This window comes from Chitinophaga skermanii (assembly GCF_003259335.1).
Taxonomy (GTDB): domain Bacteria; phylum Bacteroidota; class Bacteroidia; order Chitinophagales; family Chitinophagaceae; genus Chitinophaga; species Chitinophaga skermanii.
The window spans coordinates 535,706-551,887 of record NZ_QLLL01000001.1 but is presented as its reverse complement, the minus strand read 5'-3'; the positions used below and the strand labels follow the sequence as shown (position 1 = coordinate 551,887).

The following is a 16,182-nucleotide window of genomic DNA, read 5'->3' as shown; positions in this document are numbered from 1 at the left end:
CAGATATACAATTCAAAATTTGTTGTAAATAGGTTAGCAGGCTGGAGGACCTCGAAGAGAAAGTTGTAAAGTGAAATTAGCGTAGCAAAATGAACCTACTTCTACTTGATAAGCAAAATTGGAAGGATGATAAATTGGAGTAGGCACAAGACTTACCGGCAGTGTATAAACCGCCTCGGGTTGGTAACGCTTGTTTAGAACTATTTTTACTTGTGTGTTCTTAGCCTGCCCAACTTGTGTATGACCACTCTTCTTTTCAACGGAAATAACATGTGAAGTACGATTAATAGCATCGAAGGCTACTACATATTTGAAATGTAGTTGTACGCAGAAAAAGGACAGGTATATCCAGCCCAGTAATGCTTTAAATATGAGGGATCGTTCTGCTCCAATCTTCAACATCTTGCTAAGTTTACAAAAAAAATACTTAGTTCCTAACCTACTTATAACAAGTGATCTTTAAACTTTATAAGCGGAAAATAAACCTGAAGTTGGTCATTTGGGTGGCAATTATAAAAAGGCTAAGTGGATGATATTATTTTCTTCACATGACTTTCATCCGTTAGTCCAAACTCCGCTGCTATTTCTTTTAAGCTATACTGCTTGCTGGCAAGGCGTTGAGTAATGAGTGTTTTGCGGTAATCCTGTATATAATCGCGTAACGTGGTACCTGTATTGCGTTTAAAATATGGGCCTATATAGTCGGCCGTCATATTAAACTGGGCGGCGATAATGGGTGCGCGTAGATTTTCTGGGTGATAGATATTTTTATGAAGATAACAGAACAAGGCTTGCATGTCTTTGCTACGTTGGGGGATAGCCATTAACTCAGGCATATTGCGTTGTAAGATGGTAGCGATCGACAAGAGTTGCATCCAAATAAGCTGTTCGTTATAACTTACATCAGCTTTTAAGGCGGCTACTACTTCGAATAAACGGGCAGCGATTTGTTGATCTTCGCGCGATAATGAGAAGCCTGAAATATGGGTTTCACGGCTTTTAATGAGATACTCCAAATGCTGCCAGTTACGCATATCTCCACTGAGATGCTTATATCGATAAGGATCTGTAAACTTTAAGTATATAAAATGAGTAGGGATTTGAATCTCGAAATAATGTTTGTCTTCAGGGCCTAATAAATAGAGACCTCCTGCCTTATATGGTTGGGTTATTTGGTTGATTACATGCGTACCCTTTCCCTTTTTGATGTAAATGAGTTCATAGTGATTATGGTTATGCTCGGGATGCCGCCACTCCTTCATTTCAAAATCTGATACCAATAATGGCTGGTATTGATGATAACGCTTCATGTAAGAAAGTTACAAAATCTTATCGGAATTATACCAATACTACCGATAGACATACACCACCTTTGTATTGTTCAAACGGCTTGCATGGTAGGCCTTCATTTCAAATTTCTTTTATGAATACTTCTAACAATACAGCCCTAGTAGTGGGTGCCAATGGCGTGATCGGTACCAATTTAATCGAACATTTACTATCCCTCGGCAATTGGCAAGTGATTGGGCTTTCACGTAAAGGTGGCGCGCCACAACCCAACCTTCAACATATTGCAGTTGATTTATTGGATGAAACAGATAGTAAAACCAAACTATCACACCTTACGCAAGTCACCCATATCTTTTATTCAGCATACCAAGACCGCCCAACATGGGCCGAGCTGGTGCCACCAAACCTAAGTATGCTAGTAAACGTTGTAAGCGCCATCGAACCCATTGCGCAAAACTTACAACACATCAGCCTCATGCAAGGTTACAAAGTATATGGCGCCCATCTCGGCCCCTTTAAAACACCCGCCAAAGAAAGTGATGCAGGCCATATGCCTCCAGAATTCAATGTCGACCAACAAGCATATCTCATGGCCCAACAAAAAGGCAAACCGTGGACTTGGTCAGCCATCAGGCCTTCCGTTGTAGGAGGCACTGCCTTGGGCAACCCCATGAACCTCGCTTTAAACATAGCCGTATATGCCTCCATTTCAAAAGAACTAGGCTTGCCCTTACGCTTCCCCGGCAAACCCGGCGCCTACGACAAACTCATGGAAATGACCGATGCCGGCCTCCTAGCCAAAGCCACGATATGGGCCGCCACGACCCCTACAGCCGCCAACCAGGCCTTCAATATCACCAATGGAGACTTATTCCGCTGGAATGACCTTTGGCCCAAAATAGCGGCTTATTTTGGCTTAACAGTTGCCCCATCTTTACCTATGCATCTAGAAACCATCATGGCCGATAAAGGAGCCTTGTGGCAAAGTATGCAAGAGAAACATGGATTAGCAGCGCATGATTATGGAATATTAGCGAATTGGGGATTTGCTGACTTTGTATTTTCTTGGGATTACGACTTCTTTGCCGATGGCAGTAAAGCTCGGCGATTGGGGTTTCATGAGTATGTTGATACGGAGGAAATGTTTTACCAATTGTTTGATACCTTGAGGGCGCGGAAAGTGATACCGTAAGTAAAATATTGAGACTTGGGGGTTCAAGAAAATCCCTTTTCCCAAGCGCTTACAAAGTACACTAGTAAGACACAACACTGAATGTTAGTAAAACTTAATCTTTACTATTCCATCGAGGTAATTCTCCATAGATTTCCCGGTATATTGATAAGAGTTTATTCTCTACGGCTAAGGGGTTGTCGATGTAATCTTCATTATGCGTTACATACCAATAAACGTCTAATGCTATAATTCCTTCTGCCGACATTTGTTGATTCCATGATTTGTGACGCGGACTACCAAATTGACTACCATTTACAAGCCGATCTTTCAAACCACCAAGATCAGACTTTCCAATTAAAAAGGACCCATCTGATTTAATTTCTCCAGCATGCCCGATATAAACGAGTTCTATTTTTCCATCTTTCAAAGCGTAAATAACATAAACACCACTTTTATCAATTGGAGCATTACAAACTTGACTTAAATTATCATTTATTTTATAAAAAAAATGATCAGCATATGTATACTTATCTAATTCATTAAACATAATTACCTGAAAGATTTAAATGAATAAAGCGATTGTATTTACTTCACGATACAAAAACCAAAATAAATATGATAATCAAATATTTAAACAGCATCAAGGAATAAATAGACAATTTTACATATTTACATCTGTAACTATTTACCACTTTTACTTGCAGTTTAGAAGAATTTTAATTGCATTTATTGCTTATAATTTATTCTATTATCCCAATTCCTTGAGCTTCTAGTTTTGCAATTTCTTCTTTCATGAATTTTATTTGTTCTGGTTTATGACTATCCCATATAGTTACTTCCCCTACAATCTTAAGTGGATGCATAGAACGATAAGACATAGAAGCATTACCCTTATACTTTTGATTTGTGAGATTGGGGTCATCTTCAATTGGCCCAGTTGGCTCTACCAGGTAAATTCGTTGTTTTTTATCTCCACCAGCCAATTCTGCTCCCCATACAGCAGGGTCAAGAGTAGCAGTGAAATAGATATATTTAGCTTTGTCTTGTTTACCAAAATTAGAATTATATCCAGGTAGGAGTAATTCTCCAATCATTAGGTCGGCCTTGGTTCCATGTAAATAGACTTGAGCAAATGGAGTATGTATTGTTGATACTCCATAAGGTATTTTATCTTTTTGTGACATACTTAATTATTTTAGTTTATCAATAGTCTTCTCTGTCAATTGAAGTGCTTTAGTTAAATAGTTTTTTATGACTTCTCGTTCTGAACTAGAAAAGGAAGCTATTATTTTATCTGTTTCATTTTGAAAATCTTGGTAATAAGGTGTCATAAGGTCCATAATTTTTTCGCTTTCTGGTATGATGAAAACTTTTCGCCTGTCAATTGAATCATGCTCTCTTTTCACTAAGCCTTTCTTCTCAAATCTATCTATTAGTGCAGTGACGGATCCTGTGGTCAGTCCTGTTAATTCTGCCAGCTCTCCCGGGGTTAGCTTACCTTTTTGAAGGAAAAAACCCAAGTATTTGTGATCTGTTCCAGAAAATCCGGCTTTTTTTGCTATTGTGGAGTGCATTTCGATTGAATTATAAGCGTATTTCTGTCCGAGCTTCCTGATTTCTGAAACTTGAATGTCCTTCATTTATTTATCTTTATTTAAAAGTATCTTGACGACAAAGATAAAATTATGCTTACAATAATCAATTAATGAGCTAAAAAATATTAGAGACTTTGGGTCGTTAGAATAGGAATTTTGCAGCCTGTGTCAAGCTTAGGCTGCAAAAGCCTTGTTAGAGTTGTCTTGCGGTGAATTTGTTACCAAATTACTTACAAACGCACGAGGAAATTAAAGAGGTCAGATCATGAACATACTTATCGAAACTTTGAGTAAAAAATAGAAGCACAAGGGTTGTCGATACGGTAAAACGCATGCTGACAGCCCTTTGGGTGCATTTATCCATTTTTCTGTTGTTATTTGAGATGTTTACTTCCCAATACAAAACTTCGAGAATATCCAATCAAGCCTATCCTCATTGGTTACTTCGCCGGTAATTTCGCCTAGGTAGTGTAAACAGTGCCTGATATCCAAAGCCAGCAAATCGCCTGGTAATTGGTTGTCCATCCCGTTACGCACATCTTCTAATGAACGGAGTACTTCTTTCAGGGCTGCATAGTGGCGGGCATTGGTTACGATGGTATCTTCTGTGTTGATGGTACCACCCATTACTTCGGCTACCAGTTGATCTTTTACTTGTTGGATGTGATCGTGGTTCTTGGCGGAAATATAAATGATGCCAGGGTAGGCGGAGAACTTGTTGCGAAGGGCTACTTCTCCTTGTACATCAATTTTATTGGCAACCAAGATGTAGTTAATATTTTCTGCTTGGAACTGGGCTACTTGGGTTTCCAGTTCTTCTACGGTTAGTTCATTGGCATCGAATAGGTAAATTACCACGCCTGCATTGCGCATTTTCTCGAGTGACTTTTGCACCCCAATACTCTCGATGGTATCATTACTTTCGCGGATACCGGCGGTATCGATCAAGCGGAATAAAATGCCTTCGATATTCAACACTTCTTCGATGGTGTCGCGGGTAGTACCGGCGATTTCGCTTACAATGGCGCGGTTCTCGTTGAGGAGGGTATTGAGCAAAGTGGATTTCCCGGCATTGGGTTTACCCACAATCGCTGTATTTACACCGTTTTTGATCACATTCCCCATGCGGAAAGAATCGATTAGGTGCTGTACGTTTTTGTTGGCTTGGGTTACCAGTTCGTACAATTGCGTTCTATCGGCAAATGCCACGTCTTCTTGGCTAAAATCCAGCTCCAATTCTATTAAAGCCGAAAACTTTATTAATTCATCCCGTAACTGGTGCAATTCGCGTGAAAAACCACCCCGCATTTGCTGCATGGCCGTTTGATGAGAAGCGGCAGAGTTACTAGCAATCAAATCGGCTACTGATTCGGCTTGTGTGAGGTCGAGTTTACCATTCAAGAAAGCCCTTTGGGTAAATTCCCCGGGCTTAGCCATGCGGGCACCTGCTAGGATGCAAGCATCAATAATTTGTTGTTGAATGTACGGGGAACCGTGGCAAGAGATTTCTGTTGTATCCTCGCCCGTATAAGAACGGGGGCCTTTATACAAACTCACCACTACTTCATCAATAATAGCCTTGGTGTGTGGGTGTACAAGTCCTCCGAAATGAAGGGTATATCCTTTTTGCTGGTGTAGGTCTTTAGCGGGGAATACTTTGTTGGTAATATCAATCGCCTCTTTTCCACTGAGCCTGATAACAGCAATGGCACCTACGCCGGGAGCGGTGGCAAGTGCTACAATTGTTTCATCATGGTTCGCTAATTTTCCTAACATATACGCTGGTTTAAATCCTTCACAAAATTGGGTAAAAAAAAATTCCTCACCATGTTCGATGGTGAGGAATTATGTAAAGTTACGAAAGTATTACTACTCTTGCAAAGTAAAGCGGATCGGAAGGTTGAATTGAACCGATACAGAACGACCGTTCTGTTTACCCGGTTTCCAGTTAGGCATGCTTCTAACAACCCTTACTGCTTCTTCCTCTAGGCCACCGCCTTTAGCGGCACCTACAGTCTTCACGTCCTTAATTTTACCTTCAGAATCTACTACGAATGTTACGAACACTGTACCAGAAATTCCGTTTTCAGAGGCCATGTGAGGATAGCGAACGTTCTTTTGAAGGAACTTGTTCAATGCATCTTCACCGCCTGGGAAGGTTGGAGGATTTTCTACGAAAGTGAAAATTTCCTCTTTCGGTGGTGGTGGTGGAGCTTCTACTACACCAGTACCTTTACTGTCGCTCAATAATCCTGGATCGATACCGTTAGGATCACCTTCTACAGTTTTAGTACTTACCGCTTTATCCTTGATTTCTTCGATCTTTGGTGGTTCCTCTTCAGGTGGCACCTCGTTATCTTTTTTAATCACCGGCGGGGTAAATTGTACCGTCGGTTTTACTGGTGGCGGTGGCGCTGGTGGAGGTGGTGGTGGCGGAGGAGTTTTTGGATCATCCGGCATTTTCACGTCCTCAAGCTTAATATCCTCGATCACTGGTTTGCTCTTCGTAGTATCTTCATTAGCTTTCAATGATTTTGAAATCACGTAGCCGCCGATGATCAATACTGCTAAAGAAGCAGTCGCGATGATGGAATTCCGCACACGCTTATTGTATTGCTTACGCAAGTCATAAGCGCCGTATTCTTTGTTCCTGCCGTCAAACAGGATGTCAAGAAAATCGGATTTTAATATTTTAGCTGAATCCATTGTTTAAAAATTTATTGATGGATGCAATTGATGTTAATCTATTATTGAACGCCGTTTGCTGCTTCAGTAGATTTGATCCATTGTTTATCTTGATCAGAAATATCTACAGTTGCATAGCGTTGAATACGGTTGATAGCCATCTCATCCAAGATATCTACGAAGTCTTTGTAAGTAGCGTCATCGTTCGATTTGATGATGATTACTACATCTTCTGGTTCGCCTTTAGCATTACGCATTGTCGCTACCTTGTCTCTCTTCTCGATAATTACGTCGCGGATACCACCTTTGTTAGCAAAGGAAGTAGCTTTGAAGAAATTAGGATCAGCAGAAGCATTCGGATCTTGCGCCAAACCTTCGTAATAATATACACGATGATCTTTTCCTAAGAGTATTGTTAAGGCAGTACTTTCTTTAACTTTCGTTTGTTCCGCCTGGTTCTCAGTATCCTTAGGCATGATGAGATCCATCGTCTTAGGCTTAGACATAGTAGTGGTCAACATGAAGAAGGTAATCAAGAGAAAACCTAAGTCCACCATTGGTGTCATATCCACACGGGTCGATTGTTTCTTCGATTTCGTACCACCGTGCTTCTTGCCACCGCCACTACTGCTGGTATCCATTTCAGCCATGATGCAAGCTTTTTTTAGTTTACACTCACTAAACGCTTTCGGCGAATTAGTGTTTTTTCTCGTCTTGTAAAGCAGCTGCCGCAGTACCTGGAGGAATTGCTTCCAAATCAGTTACCAAGTTCAATTTTTGGATACCTTTCTTTTTGAAAGTTTCCAATACTGCTTCGATTTTTGGATAAGGAGTTGCGTTGTCTGCTTTGATGCAGTATTTCAACAACTTAGAGTTACCTTGAGCTGCTCTCGCATACTCAATCCAAGTGCCTAATTCGTTATTGGCAGAATCGGTTGGGATACCTGACTCAAGCGGCGATTTCTTACGCTCGTCTGGTTTCATATCCAACACAGCTTTCAAATTCTTGAAATCTGTACCGATACTAGATCCAATCGCAAAATTGGCAATCTCCCTATCACTTAATCCCAAGTTGAAATTTGTGTTCAAGTTGGTAATTAACTCTTTCCTTTTAGGCTGACCGTCCATGCTGAAAAACACTCTACCCTTATCATCAACTGTAATCAAGATCACATCAGAATCAGGCAATAATTGTGTGTTAATTGAAGACGGAGTAACCACAGTTACCGGTTCGTCCGGTTTAAACTTGGTTGCCAGCATGAAAAAGGTCAAGAGCAAGAAAGCCACGTCACACATCGCTGTCATGTCGATGAGGGTGCTTTTTCTTGGCATTTTTACTTTTGGCATATCACTCCTTTTTTAATTTTCTCTAATAAAGATGTCTAATCAACTATTTTCCACAAAAAATAACCAAAATTATTTGTGGTTAGCTGCGAAGCTTTGCGTTAAAGTAAAGCCAGACTCATCGATAGAGTAAGTGATGCTGTCGATATTTGTAGTAAAGAAGTTGTAAGCAATGATCGCGATAGCTGAAGTACCGATACCCAATGCAGTGTTAATCAAGGCTTCAGAGATACCTAATGCCAATGCAGAAGAATCTGGAGCACCTGAAGATGACATCGCGGTGAACGCCTTGATCATACCCAATACTGTACCGAAAAGACCTAACAATGTAGCTACTGAAGCGATTGTAGACAAGAATACCAAGTTTTTCTCCATCATTGGTAATTCCAAAGAAGTTGTTTCCTCGATTTCATTCTTGATTGTCAATAATTTTTGATCTGTATCCAACTCAGTGTTAGAGATCATTTCTTTGTACTTTTTCAAACCAGCTTTCAAAACGTTACCTACAGAACCTTTTTGTTTGTCGCATTCTGCTAATGCAGCGTCAACGTTTTTGTTAGCTAAATGGTATTGTACTTTTCTTACCAACTCAGCACCGCTGAATTTACCTTTAGCTTTAGAAAGATACAAGAATCTTTCAATTACGAATAAAAGGCAAACCAATAATGTAGAGATAAGAATAGGTACGATCACACCACCTTTGTAAACTGTACCAAACCATTTTCCGATACCCTCTTCAACTGGGTGTCCTGCTGTAGTACCACCTTGGAAGTTCGCTGGGTTACCCAATACGAATGCGTAGAAGCAAATACCGATAATGATACAAACGGGTACAGCCAATACAGCAAACAGGTTAGATGACTTTTTACCTTGATGAGAAGAAGCCGTCTTAGCAGTAGCTGCAGTCACAGTTGTTTTAGTCTCAGCCATGTTGATTGAATTTTAGTGTTAAAAATTAAACTGTTTGTTTTGTTAGTAATAAAGTAATTATAAGCAATTCACAATATTCAAAAATCCTACTTAGATTTCTTGCTACTACTGCAGCTATAACTATTAAATATAATGTTAATAATCAGCGATTCGCAAAGTTATACGGTTACCTCAAAAAAACAAGTGCAGCCCAAAAAATCTCCCAAAATTTAACTCACAGTTCAAAAAGCCGCTACCAGCACGCTTTTTATTCCTACCTCACTTGATTTGAGCAAACACTTATAACTAAATAAAATCCAGTATTTTTTTTCTGTCCCCGTGGCGTTACCTTTTTGATAACCCCAATTTAATAATTTTTCAAAGTTGGACGCACAATTTAAGAAAATTTTCAAATGTCCCAAGAGAATTTTTTAAAATGGACGATTCGTTTTATATCCCCTACCAGCCTACCTATCCAGCTAATTAAAACCCTTCGGTGCCTTTTTTACACTTATTCCATTACGTGTTCTAACGTACAAATGCAGTACAGCTACAGGTTCTTCCATTATACCCACCTTTCACCCATCCCCCATTTCATACCCTCCAAACGCATTACCCTACCTTCCCTATATGATTCAAATAATTAATTTTTCCATATGAAATTCCACCTATTTATCCACTTTTTAACCCACTTTTAGCCCCATTTCTTACGCTTATGGATTTTACTTGCCGTTCCCTTTTATAATCCATTTATTTGCACCGCTATTTATTTATAGCCCCTCGAAGGCTATTGGGAAAATCAATCATTAACCAATTTACAACATGCATCCAAAGAGCAAATTTATGCTTGCTGCACTGGCGGCCGGTACTATCGTATCCGCTACCCCAGCTTTCAGCCAAGATAAAAAAGAAAAAGGAAAGCAACCTGTGCCGTCAACCGCACCTGCTAAAGATTCTACTCGCCCCGCTGGCCCACAAGGTGGCCCCGGTGCACAGGCTAAACCTGCCGCCAAAAAATTCAGCGACCTCATCTCGCCACGTGCCAAAGCCGACTCAGGCCTGGTAAATATCTATAAACAAGATGACCGCTACTTCATGGAGATCCCAGACGCTCTCCTCGGCCGCGATTTCTTGATCGTTAGCCGCCTTTCTAAATCTGCTGCCGACCTCAGAGCCGGTATGAGCGGTTTCGCAGGCGACCAAATCAACGAGAACATGGTGCGCTTCGAAAAAGGCCCTGGTAACAAAGTGTTCATGAGAAATATCTCTGTAGGCGATGTATCGAAAGATTCTACCCAACCTATGTACACTTCCGTGATGAACTCTAACGTACAACCTATTGTTGCTGCGTTCGACGTGAAAGGCTGGTCTAGAAACAACGATGGTGCTATTATCGATATCACGGATTATATTGCTGGCGACAACGATATCTTCTTCTTCGATGGTAGAATGAAAACTTCGTTGAAGTTGACACAAATGCAACCGGATAAATCTTACATCCTAGATGTAAAATCTTACCCATCTAACACGGAAATTAAAACCGTAAAAACATACGCTAAGCAAGGTAGCTCACCATTCCCTGGTATGCCTCCTGCGCCGCCGGTAAACGCCACTGTAGAGTTAAACACTTCTATCATCTTGTTGCCAGAAAAACCAATGCAGCCGAGATACTTCGACCCACGCGTTGGCTTCTTCGCTACTGGTGTTACAGATTTCGATGCCGATCCACAAGGTGTTAAGAAATTGATCATGATTACTCGTTGGAGATTAGAACCAAAAGAGGAAGACATGGAGAAATTCAAACGCGGTGAATTGGTTGAACCTAAAAAACCAATCGTATTCTACATCGACCCTGCTACGCCGGTTAAATGGAGAAAATACTTGATCCAAGGTGTAAACGATTGGCAATCTGCTTTCGAACAAGCTGGTTTCAAAAACGCTATCTACGCGAAAATGGCCCCTACGCCTCAAGAAGATTCTACTTGGAGCTTAGAAGACGCCCGTTTCTCTGCAATCGTTTACAAACCATCTTCTATTCCTAACGCCAGCGGCCCTCACGTTCACGATCCTCGCTCTGGTGAAATCTTGGAATCACACATCAACTGGTACCACAACGTAATGCACTTATTACGTAACTGGTACTTCGTGCAAGCTTCTCCAAACGACGAGCGCGCTCGTAAAATGGAATTCAGCGACGAATTAATGGGCGATTTGATCCGTTTCGTATCTTCTCACGAAGTTGGTCATACCCTCGGTTTACGTCACAACTTCGGTTCTAGTTCTACTTACCCGGTTGAAAAATTACGTGATAAAGAATGGGTGAAAAAGAATGGCCACGCTGCTTCTATCATGGACTATGCTCGTTTCAACTACGTAGCACAACCTGGCGATGGTATTTCTGGTGCTGATTTGTACCCACGTATCAACTACTACGATAAATGGGCGATCGAATGGGGTTACAAAGCTATTCCTGAAGCAAAATCTCCAGAAGCTGAAACACCAATTTTGAACAAATGGGTGATCAACCGTTTACAAGATAAAAAATACTGGTTCGGTACCGAGTCTAACCCAGATGATCCACGTTCACAAAACGAAGATTTGGGCGACAATGCTATGAAAGCCGGTGCTTATGGTATCAAAAACTTACAACGTATCATGCCGAACTTAGCGGCTTGGACACGTGTAGAAAACGAAGGTTATGCTACTTTAGGCGAATTGTACGGTGAAATCTCTGGTCAATTCAACCGTTATATGGGTCACGTTGCTAAAAACGTAGCCGGTATTTACGAAACTCCTAAAACAGTAGAACAAAGCGGTGCTATTTATGAAGTTGTTCCAAAAGCAACACAAAAAGAAGCGGTAGCCTTCTTACAAGCACAACTTTTCACTACACCAAAATGGTTGATCAACACCGACATTATCGCTAAAACTGGTGGTAATGCTGCAGATGTAATCACGAAAGTTCAAACACCAACTATCAACAGGTTGTTAAGTGCAAGAACGATTTTGAAATTGGTGAATGCTGAAGCGAACTACGGTAAAGATGCTTACCCAGTAACAGAATACTTAACCGATTTGAAAGGTGGTATTTGGAAAGAATTAGCTACACATGCGCCAATCGATATCTACCGCAGGAACTTACAGAAATTGTATGTGAGTGCATTGCTCGACTTGGTAAAAGAACCAAGTGCCAACCAACAATCACCAATGATGATGGGTGGCGGTGCTAGCACAACAAACGATGTAATGTCGATCGGTCGTGCACATGCTACACAATTGAGAAATGAAATCCGCGCTGCGGCTGCAGGTGCTGGCGATGCAATGAGTCGTTACCACTTACAAGATTTAGCTGATCGTTTAACGAAAGGTTTAGATCCTAAATAAGCAACATCGCACAACGATAATAAAAAAGCCCTGGACGCATTGTTGTCCGGGGCTTTTTTATGCATTGAATTAAACAATAAGTAAGCTGAGTAAAAACCGCCCATGAATGAGCGGTTCGGCTATTTATCCCTATACTTAAATAAGTATCTTACCACAAAATTAAGGGGCCGGTACGCATTGAACATGCGTACCGAAATAATGTGTATAACGTTAAAGCCTATACGTTGATCGATTGTATCGATTTCTGCATGTTGACATTTAGGCGTAGTTTTACCGTTTAAATTTGGAAAACCATGTGGAAAGGCGCTTTGCTGGTATTTGCCGGCGCATGTAGTTTCGGGATTCTCTCTACCATCGTAAAATCTGCTTATAAGCTCGGCTATACGCTTACCGAATTATGCGGCATACAGGCCGGTTTAGGCATGATATTCCTCTGGGCGATCTATTTACTTACCCGCGATAAAAAAACGCCTATACAGTGGCGAAATGGCTTAAAATTATTAGCACTGGGTACTTCGTCGGGGATTGTTAGCATTACTTACTATCAAAGCGTACAGTATATCCCAGCCAGCGTAGCTATTTTACTTCTCATGCAATTCACTTGGATGAATATGCTGGTAGATGCCATTCTCCATAAAAAACGCCCTACCGTGCAACAACTTATTTGCGTGGGATTGATCTTATGCGGCACCATATTAGCCAGCGGTATGTTGAACGGCGTAAACAGTCACCTACCTGTTGCAGGTATCGGTTTTGGGTTACTAGCAGCTGCTTTTTACACAGTTTTCATGACTGCCAACAGTTCTACCCGTAGTAATACACCTCCAGTACTGAAAAGTGCTTGGATGGTAACGGGCGCTTTCTTGATAGTGAGCCTTATTTTACCGCCTACATACCTGTTTAATGGTCGATTATTCGACAGTACTTTATTGTTATGGGGACTGCCTTTGGCTTTGTTTGGAACGGTGTTACCTCCATTTCTCTATGCGAAAGGAATGCCGCAAGTAGGACTTTCCTTGGGGGGAATTATTAGCGCGGCGGAGCTACCTGTAGCGGTGGTATCTGCGGCGATTGTGCTACGTGAACAAGTAGGTTGGATGCAAATAGCTGGGATTGTACTCATTTTGGGGGCTATAACTTGGTCGAATTACCCCAAAAAAGCAGGCATAAAAAGCCCTACTGTGTAAACCCTACACATTGCTACAACCCTTTACTGCACTACATTACAAGTAGTATTCCATGGTTCTCATTTTATTTACGTAATATCGCTACCCTAAAGCAATAATTGCGCAAGTGAAACAGCAACCAGGTAAACAGCCAGCAACCAAGAAGGCGAACGCTAATAAGGATGATGTAGGGAAAGTCACTATTTACGACATTGCCAATCGTTTGAAGATATCCGCCTCTACCGTATCACGGGCCTTACAGAACAATTCTTTGATTAACAAAGAAACCCGCGAGCTTGTGCAGCAAACGGCCGATGAACTAGGGTACGTGCCTAACTGGATCGCTTCCAGCTTGCGTAAAAAACGCTCTAACATTATTGGGTTAATTGTGCCCCGTACTTCCATGTACTTCCAGTCTAACGCCATCAGCGGTATTCAACATGAAGCACACAAACATGGCTTTAGCGTGGTAATTGCACAAAGTGGCGAATCGGTAGCGATGGAGAAAGAGGTAGTACAAACCCTCTATTCTTTAAGGGTAGATGGCTTATTAGCAGCCTCCTCTATGTTTACCACGAGCTACGAACACTTCAACCCATTCATCAAAAACAACATTCCACTCGTTTTCTTCGACCGTGTTCCTAGCGGGTTCGATGGATTTGCCGTTACGGGCGACGATTTCAAAGGAGGCTTCCTCGCTACGGAACACCTCATTTTGCAAGGTTGTAAAAACATTGCTCATTTCGCCGGTGCGCTCACTTGTAACTTATACGAAAAACGCCTTGCCGGCTATAAAGCCGCCTTGGAGAAATATAAAATCCCTTTCAACCAGGACCTTCTTTTTGTACATAATCTTACCCTCGATGCAGGTGCCGAAGCTGCGAAAAAGATCTTTTCAGAAAAGATTAAAATCGACGGCCTATTTGCTGCCAACGACTCTTCCGCGGTAGCCTTTATCCAAGAAGCGCGGAAGCACAAAATAGATGTGCCGGGAAAAATTAAGGTAGTTGGATATTCGAACGATTTATCGTCGCGAATTATCTCGCCTTCACTTACTACTATCGAGCAATCGGGGTATAGAATGGGAGAAAAAGCTGCTTCTACACTGGTGTCCATCATAAATAAAACAGAGCAAATCGCTTTAAATCAACAATATGTGTTCGATGTAGAACTTATCTTGCGGGAATCGACCATAGGAAACCAATAAAAAAATTGTATTTTTTGCCCCAAATAACCTGCGACTATTATGAATTTACGAAACCTATGCTTACTTGCGACGCTTGCCGCTGGCTTGGCTGCTTGTAGTTCGCCTACTCACGTGTTTGTAGCTAATACACCGAATGTTCCTTTGCTAAAAGAGAAAAACGAATTCAAAGGAAGCGTTTCCACCCGTAACGCAGCTGCTGCGTATGCCATCACCGATCACATTGCTGTTTCTGCGAATGCGCAATACTTATGGGGCTTCCGTAGTGGCGATCGTAAAGATTATTACGATGATGTGTACTTGAAAGATTACGACTCCCGCGGTCATGGTTTTGAAGGCGCTATTGGGTATTTCACTGCATTCGGCCACAAAAAACTGATGGTGTTCGACGTGTATGCCGGTGTTGGTACAGGGTATGGTAAAACATATGAAAAAACATTCTACGAAAGTCCACAAGATAATACCGTTAAAAAGGATTACCTGCTTGAAACTAAATATTCAAAAGTATTCATTCAACCATCCATCGGGTTTGTACACCGTGCAGTAGAAATCGCGTTCAGTCCACGTTTTCAAGTGGTGAACTTCTATGGTGCTAAAGCAGGTAGAGCTGCTTTTTATGAGAACGAATACGACTTAAAGGATTTCAACCGTTCGGTGAGTCGCTCGATTCCTATGTTCCAACCAACATTTACGTTCCGTGCCGGTAAAAAGCTCGTGAAATTCCAAATGCAATACATGTTCACTTTACCTGTTGACGATTCAGGTGCTTACTATGCAGAAAGTAGCCACCGTTACTACCGTTTCTTCACGGGCGATATGGGTATTGCTTTCAACATTGCTAAATGGTATAATCAAACCTACTCGAAAAGCGCACGCGCTAAAAGGTACAGGGATTAAAAGCTTGATGTAATTGGCCAATAAGCTATTACGATAGCGCTTCAGCACATCATTATACAAAAAAGGAAGTCAACGTCTTACAACGTTGACTTCCTTTTTTTATGCTTGCTAGCCATTCTTAAACACTAATTGAAGCAGCAGTATGTCTCTAAGTAACTGTACATAAGCAATAACCAAAGGAATACCAAGGTAACAATAAGGGTAAAGTCGATGAACTATCGATCTCTATACGATGAACTATATATGAAACTACATGGAAATACCGGTAAATTACATGGCGGTTACATGGAAACTACAGAGAAACTACATGGAGGGTACCTAAAACTACACGAAAAGTACCTTAAAATGCCTTGGAAGATGACTATTGGGGATAGAGTTGTACGCTATTAGCCCATAAGAGGTATTATTATTCAACTCATGTACGCATTAATACCGTATAGGAATCATTACGACATCCGTACGGCCTCGCAAACGCCCCATTACGGTAGATATACGAAACGCATTTTACGCATTTACACCTTTAAAGGCGTTTTG

At 41.2% G+C, this 16,182-nt stretch carries 15 protein-coding genes; 5 read left to right on the top strand and 10 right to left on the bottom strand.

The genetic code is table 11. The features are described 5' to 3' along the window. Positions 1–33: 33 nt before the first annotated feature. Positions 34–402: a hypothetical protein gene (locus LX64_RS02300; RefSeq protein WP_111595980.1), complete on the bottom strand. Its 369-nt coding sequence runs from the start codon at positions 400–402 to the stop codon at positions 34–36. Between the two features lie 119 nt (positions 403–521). After that, positions 522–1,310 carry an AraC family transcriptional regulator gene (locus LX64_RS02295; RefSeq protein WP_111595979.1) on the bottom strand — a complete coding sequence of 263 codons (789 nt, stop codon included), beginning with the start codon at positions 1,308–1,310 and terminating at the stop codon, positions 522–524. A 113-nt stretch (positions 1,311–1,423) separates the two neighbouring features. Here LX64_RS02295 and LX64_RS02290 point away from each other — a divergent pair, with 113 nt between their 5' ends. Then, positions 1,424–2,482: an SDR family oxidoreductase gene (locus LX64_RS02290; RefSeq protein WP_111595978.1), complete on the top strand. Its 1,059-nt coding sequence runs from the start codon at positions 1,424–1,426 to the stop codon at positions 2,480–2,482. Positions 2,483–2,576: 94 nt separating this feature from the next. Here LX64_RS02290 and LX64_RS02285 read toward each other — a convergent pair whose 3' ends face one another. The 8 genes from LX64_RS02285 to LX64_RS02250 all read right to left on the bottom strand — a co-directional run bounded on the left by LX64_RS02285 (position 2,577) and on the right by LX64_RS02250 (position 9,018). Next, on the bottom strand, positions 2,577–3,011 hold the full coding sequence (locus LX64_RS02285) for a hypothetical protein (protein ID WP_111595977.1): 435 nt from the start codon (positions 3,009–3,011) through the stop codon (positions 2,577–2,579). Between the two features lie 193 nt (positions 3,012–3,204). Then, positions 3,205–3,648 carry an NAD(+)--rifampin ADP-ribosyltransferase gene (gene arr, locus LX64_RS02280; RefSeq protein ID WP_111595976.1) on the bottom strand — a complete coding sequence of 148 codons (444 nt, stop codon included), beginning with the start codon at positions 3,646–3,648 and terminating at the stop codon, positions 3,205–3,207. A gap of 6 nt (positions 3,649–3,654) precedes the next feature. Beyond that, positions 3,655–4,104, bottom strand: a complete 450-nt coding sequence (locus LX64_RS02275; RefSeq protein WP_111595975.1) for a MarR family winged helix-turn-helix transcriptional regulator — start codon at positions 4,102–4,104, stop codon at positions 3,655–3,657. A gap of 342 nt (positions 4,105–4,446) precedes the next feature. Next, positions 4,447–5,835 carry a tRNA uridine-5-carboxymethylaminomethyl(34) synthesis GTPase MnmE gene (gene mnmE / locus LX64_RS02270; protein WP_111595974.1) on the bottom strand — a complete coding sequence of 463 codons (1,389 nt, stop codon included), beginning with the start codon at positions 5,833–5,835 and terminating at the stop codon, positions 4,447–4,449. Positions 5,836–5,928: 93 nt separating this feature from the next. Continuing rightward, positions 5,929–6,765, bottom strand: coding sequence for an energy transducer TonB (locus LX64_RS02265; protein ID WP_111595973.1), 837 nt, complete (start codon positions 6,763–6,765; stop codon positions 5,929–5,931). 41 nt (positions 6,766–6,806) lie between these two features. After that, a complete protein-coding gene (locus LX64_RS02260) occupies positions 6,807–7,394 on the bottom strand; it encodes an ExbD/TolR family protein (protein ID WP_111595972.1) in 588 nt (195 codons plus the stop codon). A 46-nt stretch (positions 7,395–7,440) separates the two neighbouring features. Then, positions 7,441–8,091 carry an ExbD/TolR family protein gene (locus LX64_RS02255; RefSeq protein ID WP_111595971.1) on the bottom strand — a complete coding sequence of 217 codons (651 nt, stop codon included), beginning with the start codon at positions 8,089–8,091 and terminating at the stop codon, positions 7,441–7,443. A 69-nt stretch (positions 8,092–8,160) separates the two neighbouring features. After that, positions 8,161–9,018 (bottom strand): MotA/TolQ/ExbB proton channel family protein, encoded by an 858-nt coding sequence (locus tag LX64_RS02250; RefSeq protein ID WP_111595970.1) that lies wholly within the window; start codon positions 9,016–9,018, stop codon positions 8,161–8,163. Between the two features lie 801 nt (positions 9,019–9,819). Between LX64_RS02250 and LX64_RS02245 the strand changes: the two genes are divergently transcribed. From LX64_RS02245 to LX64_RS02230, 4 genes are all read left to right on the top strand, one after another. Beyond that, positions 9,820–12,381, top strand: coding sequence for a zinc-dependent metalloprotease (locus tag LX64_RS02245; protein WP_111595969.1), 2,562 nt, complete (start codon positions 9,820–9,822; stop codon positions 12,379–12,381). A gap of 293 nt (positions 12,382–12,674) precedes the next feature. After that, positions 12,675–13,568 (top strand): EamA family transporter, encoded by an 894-nt coding sequence (locus LX64_RS02240; RefSeq protein WP_111595968.1) that lies wholly within the window; start codon positions 12,675–12,677, stop codon positions 13,566–13,568. Between the two features lie 106 nt (positions 13,569–13,674). Beyond that, positions 13,675–14,754 carry a LacI family DNA-binding transcriptional regulator gene (locus LX64_RS02235; protein WP_111595967.1) on the top strand — a complete coding sequence of 360 codons (1,080 nt, stop codon included), beginning with the start codon at positions 13,675–13,677 and terminating at the stop codon, positions 14,752–14,754. A gap of 39 nt (positions 14,755–14,793) precedes the next feature. Continuing rightward, entirely contained in the window at positions 14,794–15,648 is an 855-nt protein-coding gene (locus tag LX64_RS02230) for a hypothetical protein (protein ID WP_111595966.1), read from the top strand. Positions 15,649–16,182 lie beyond the last annotated feature (534 nt).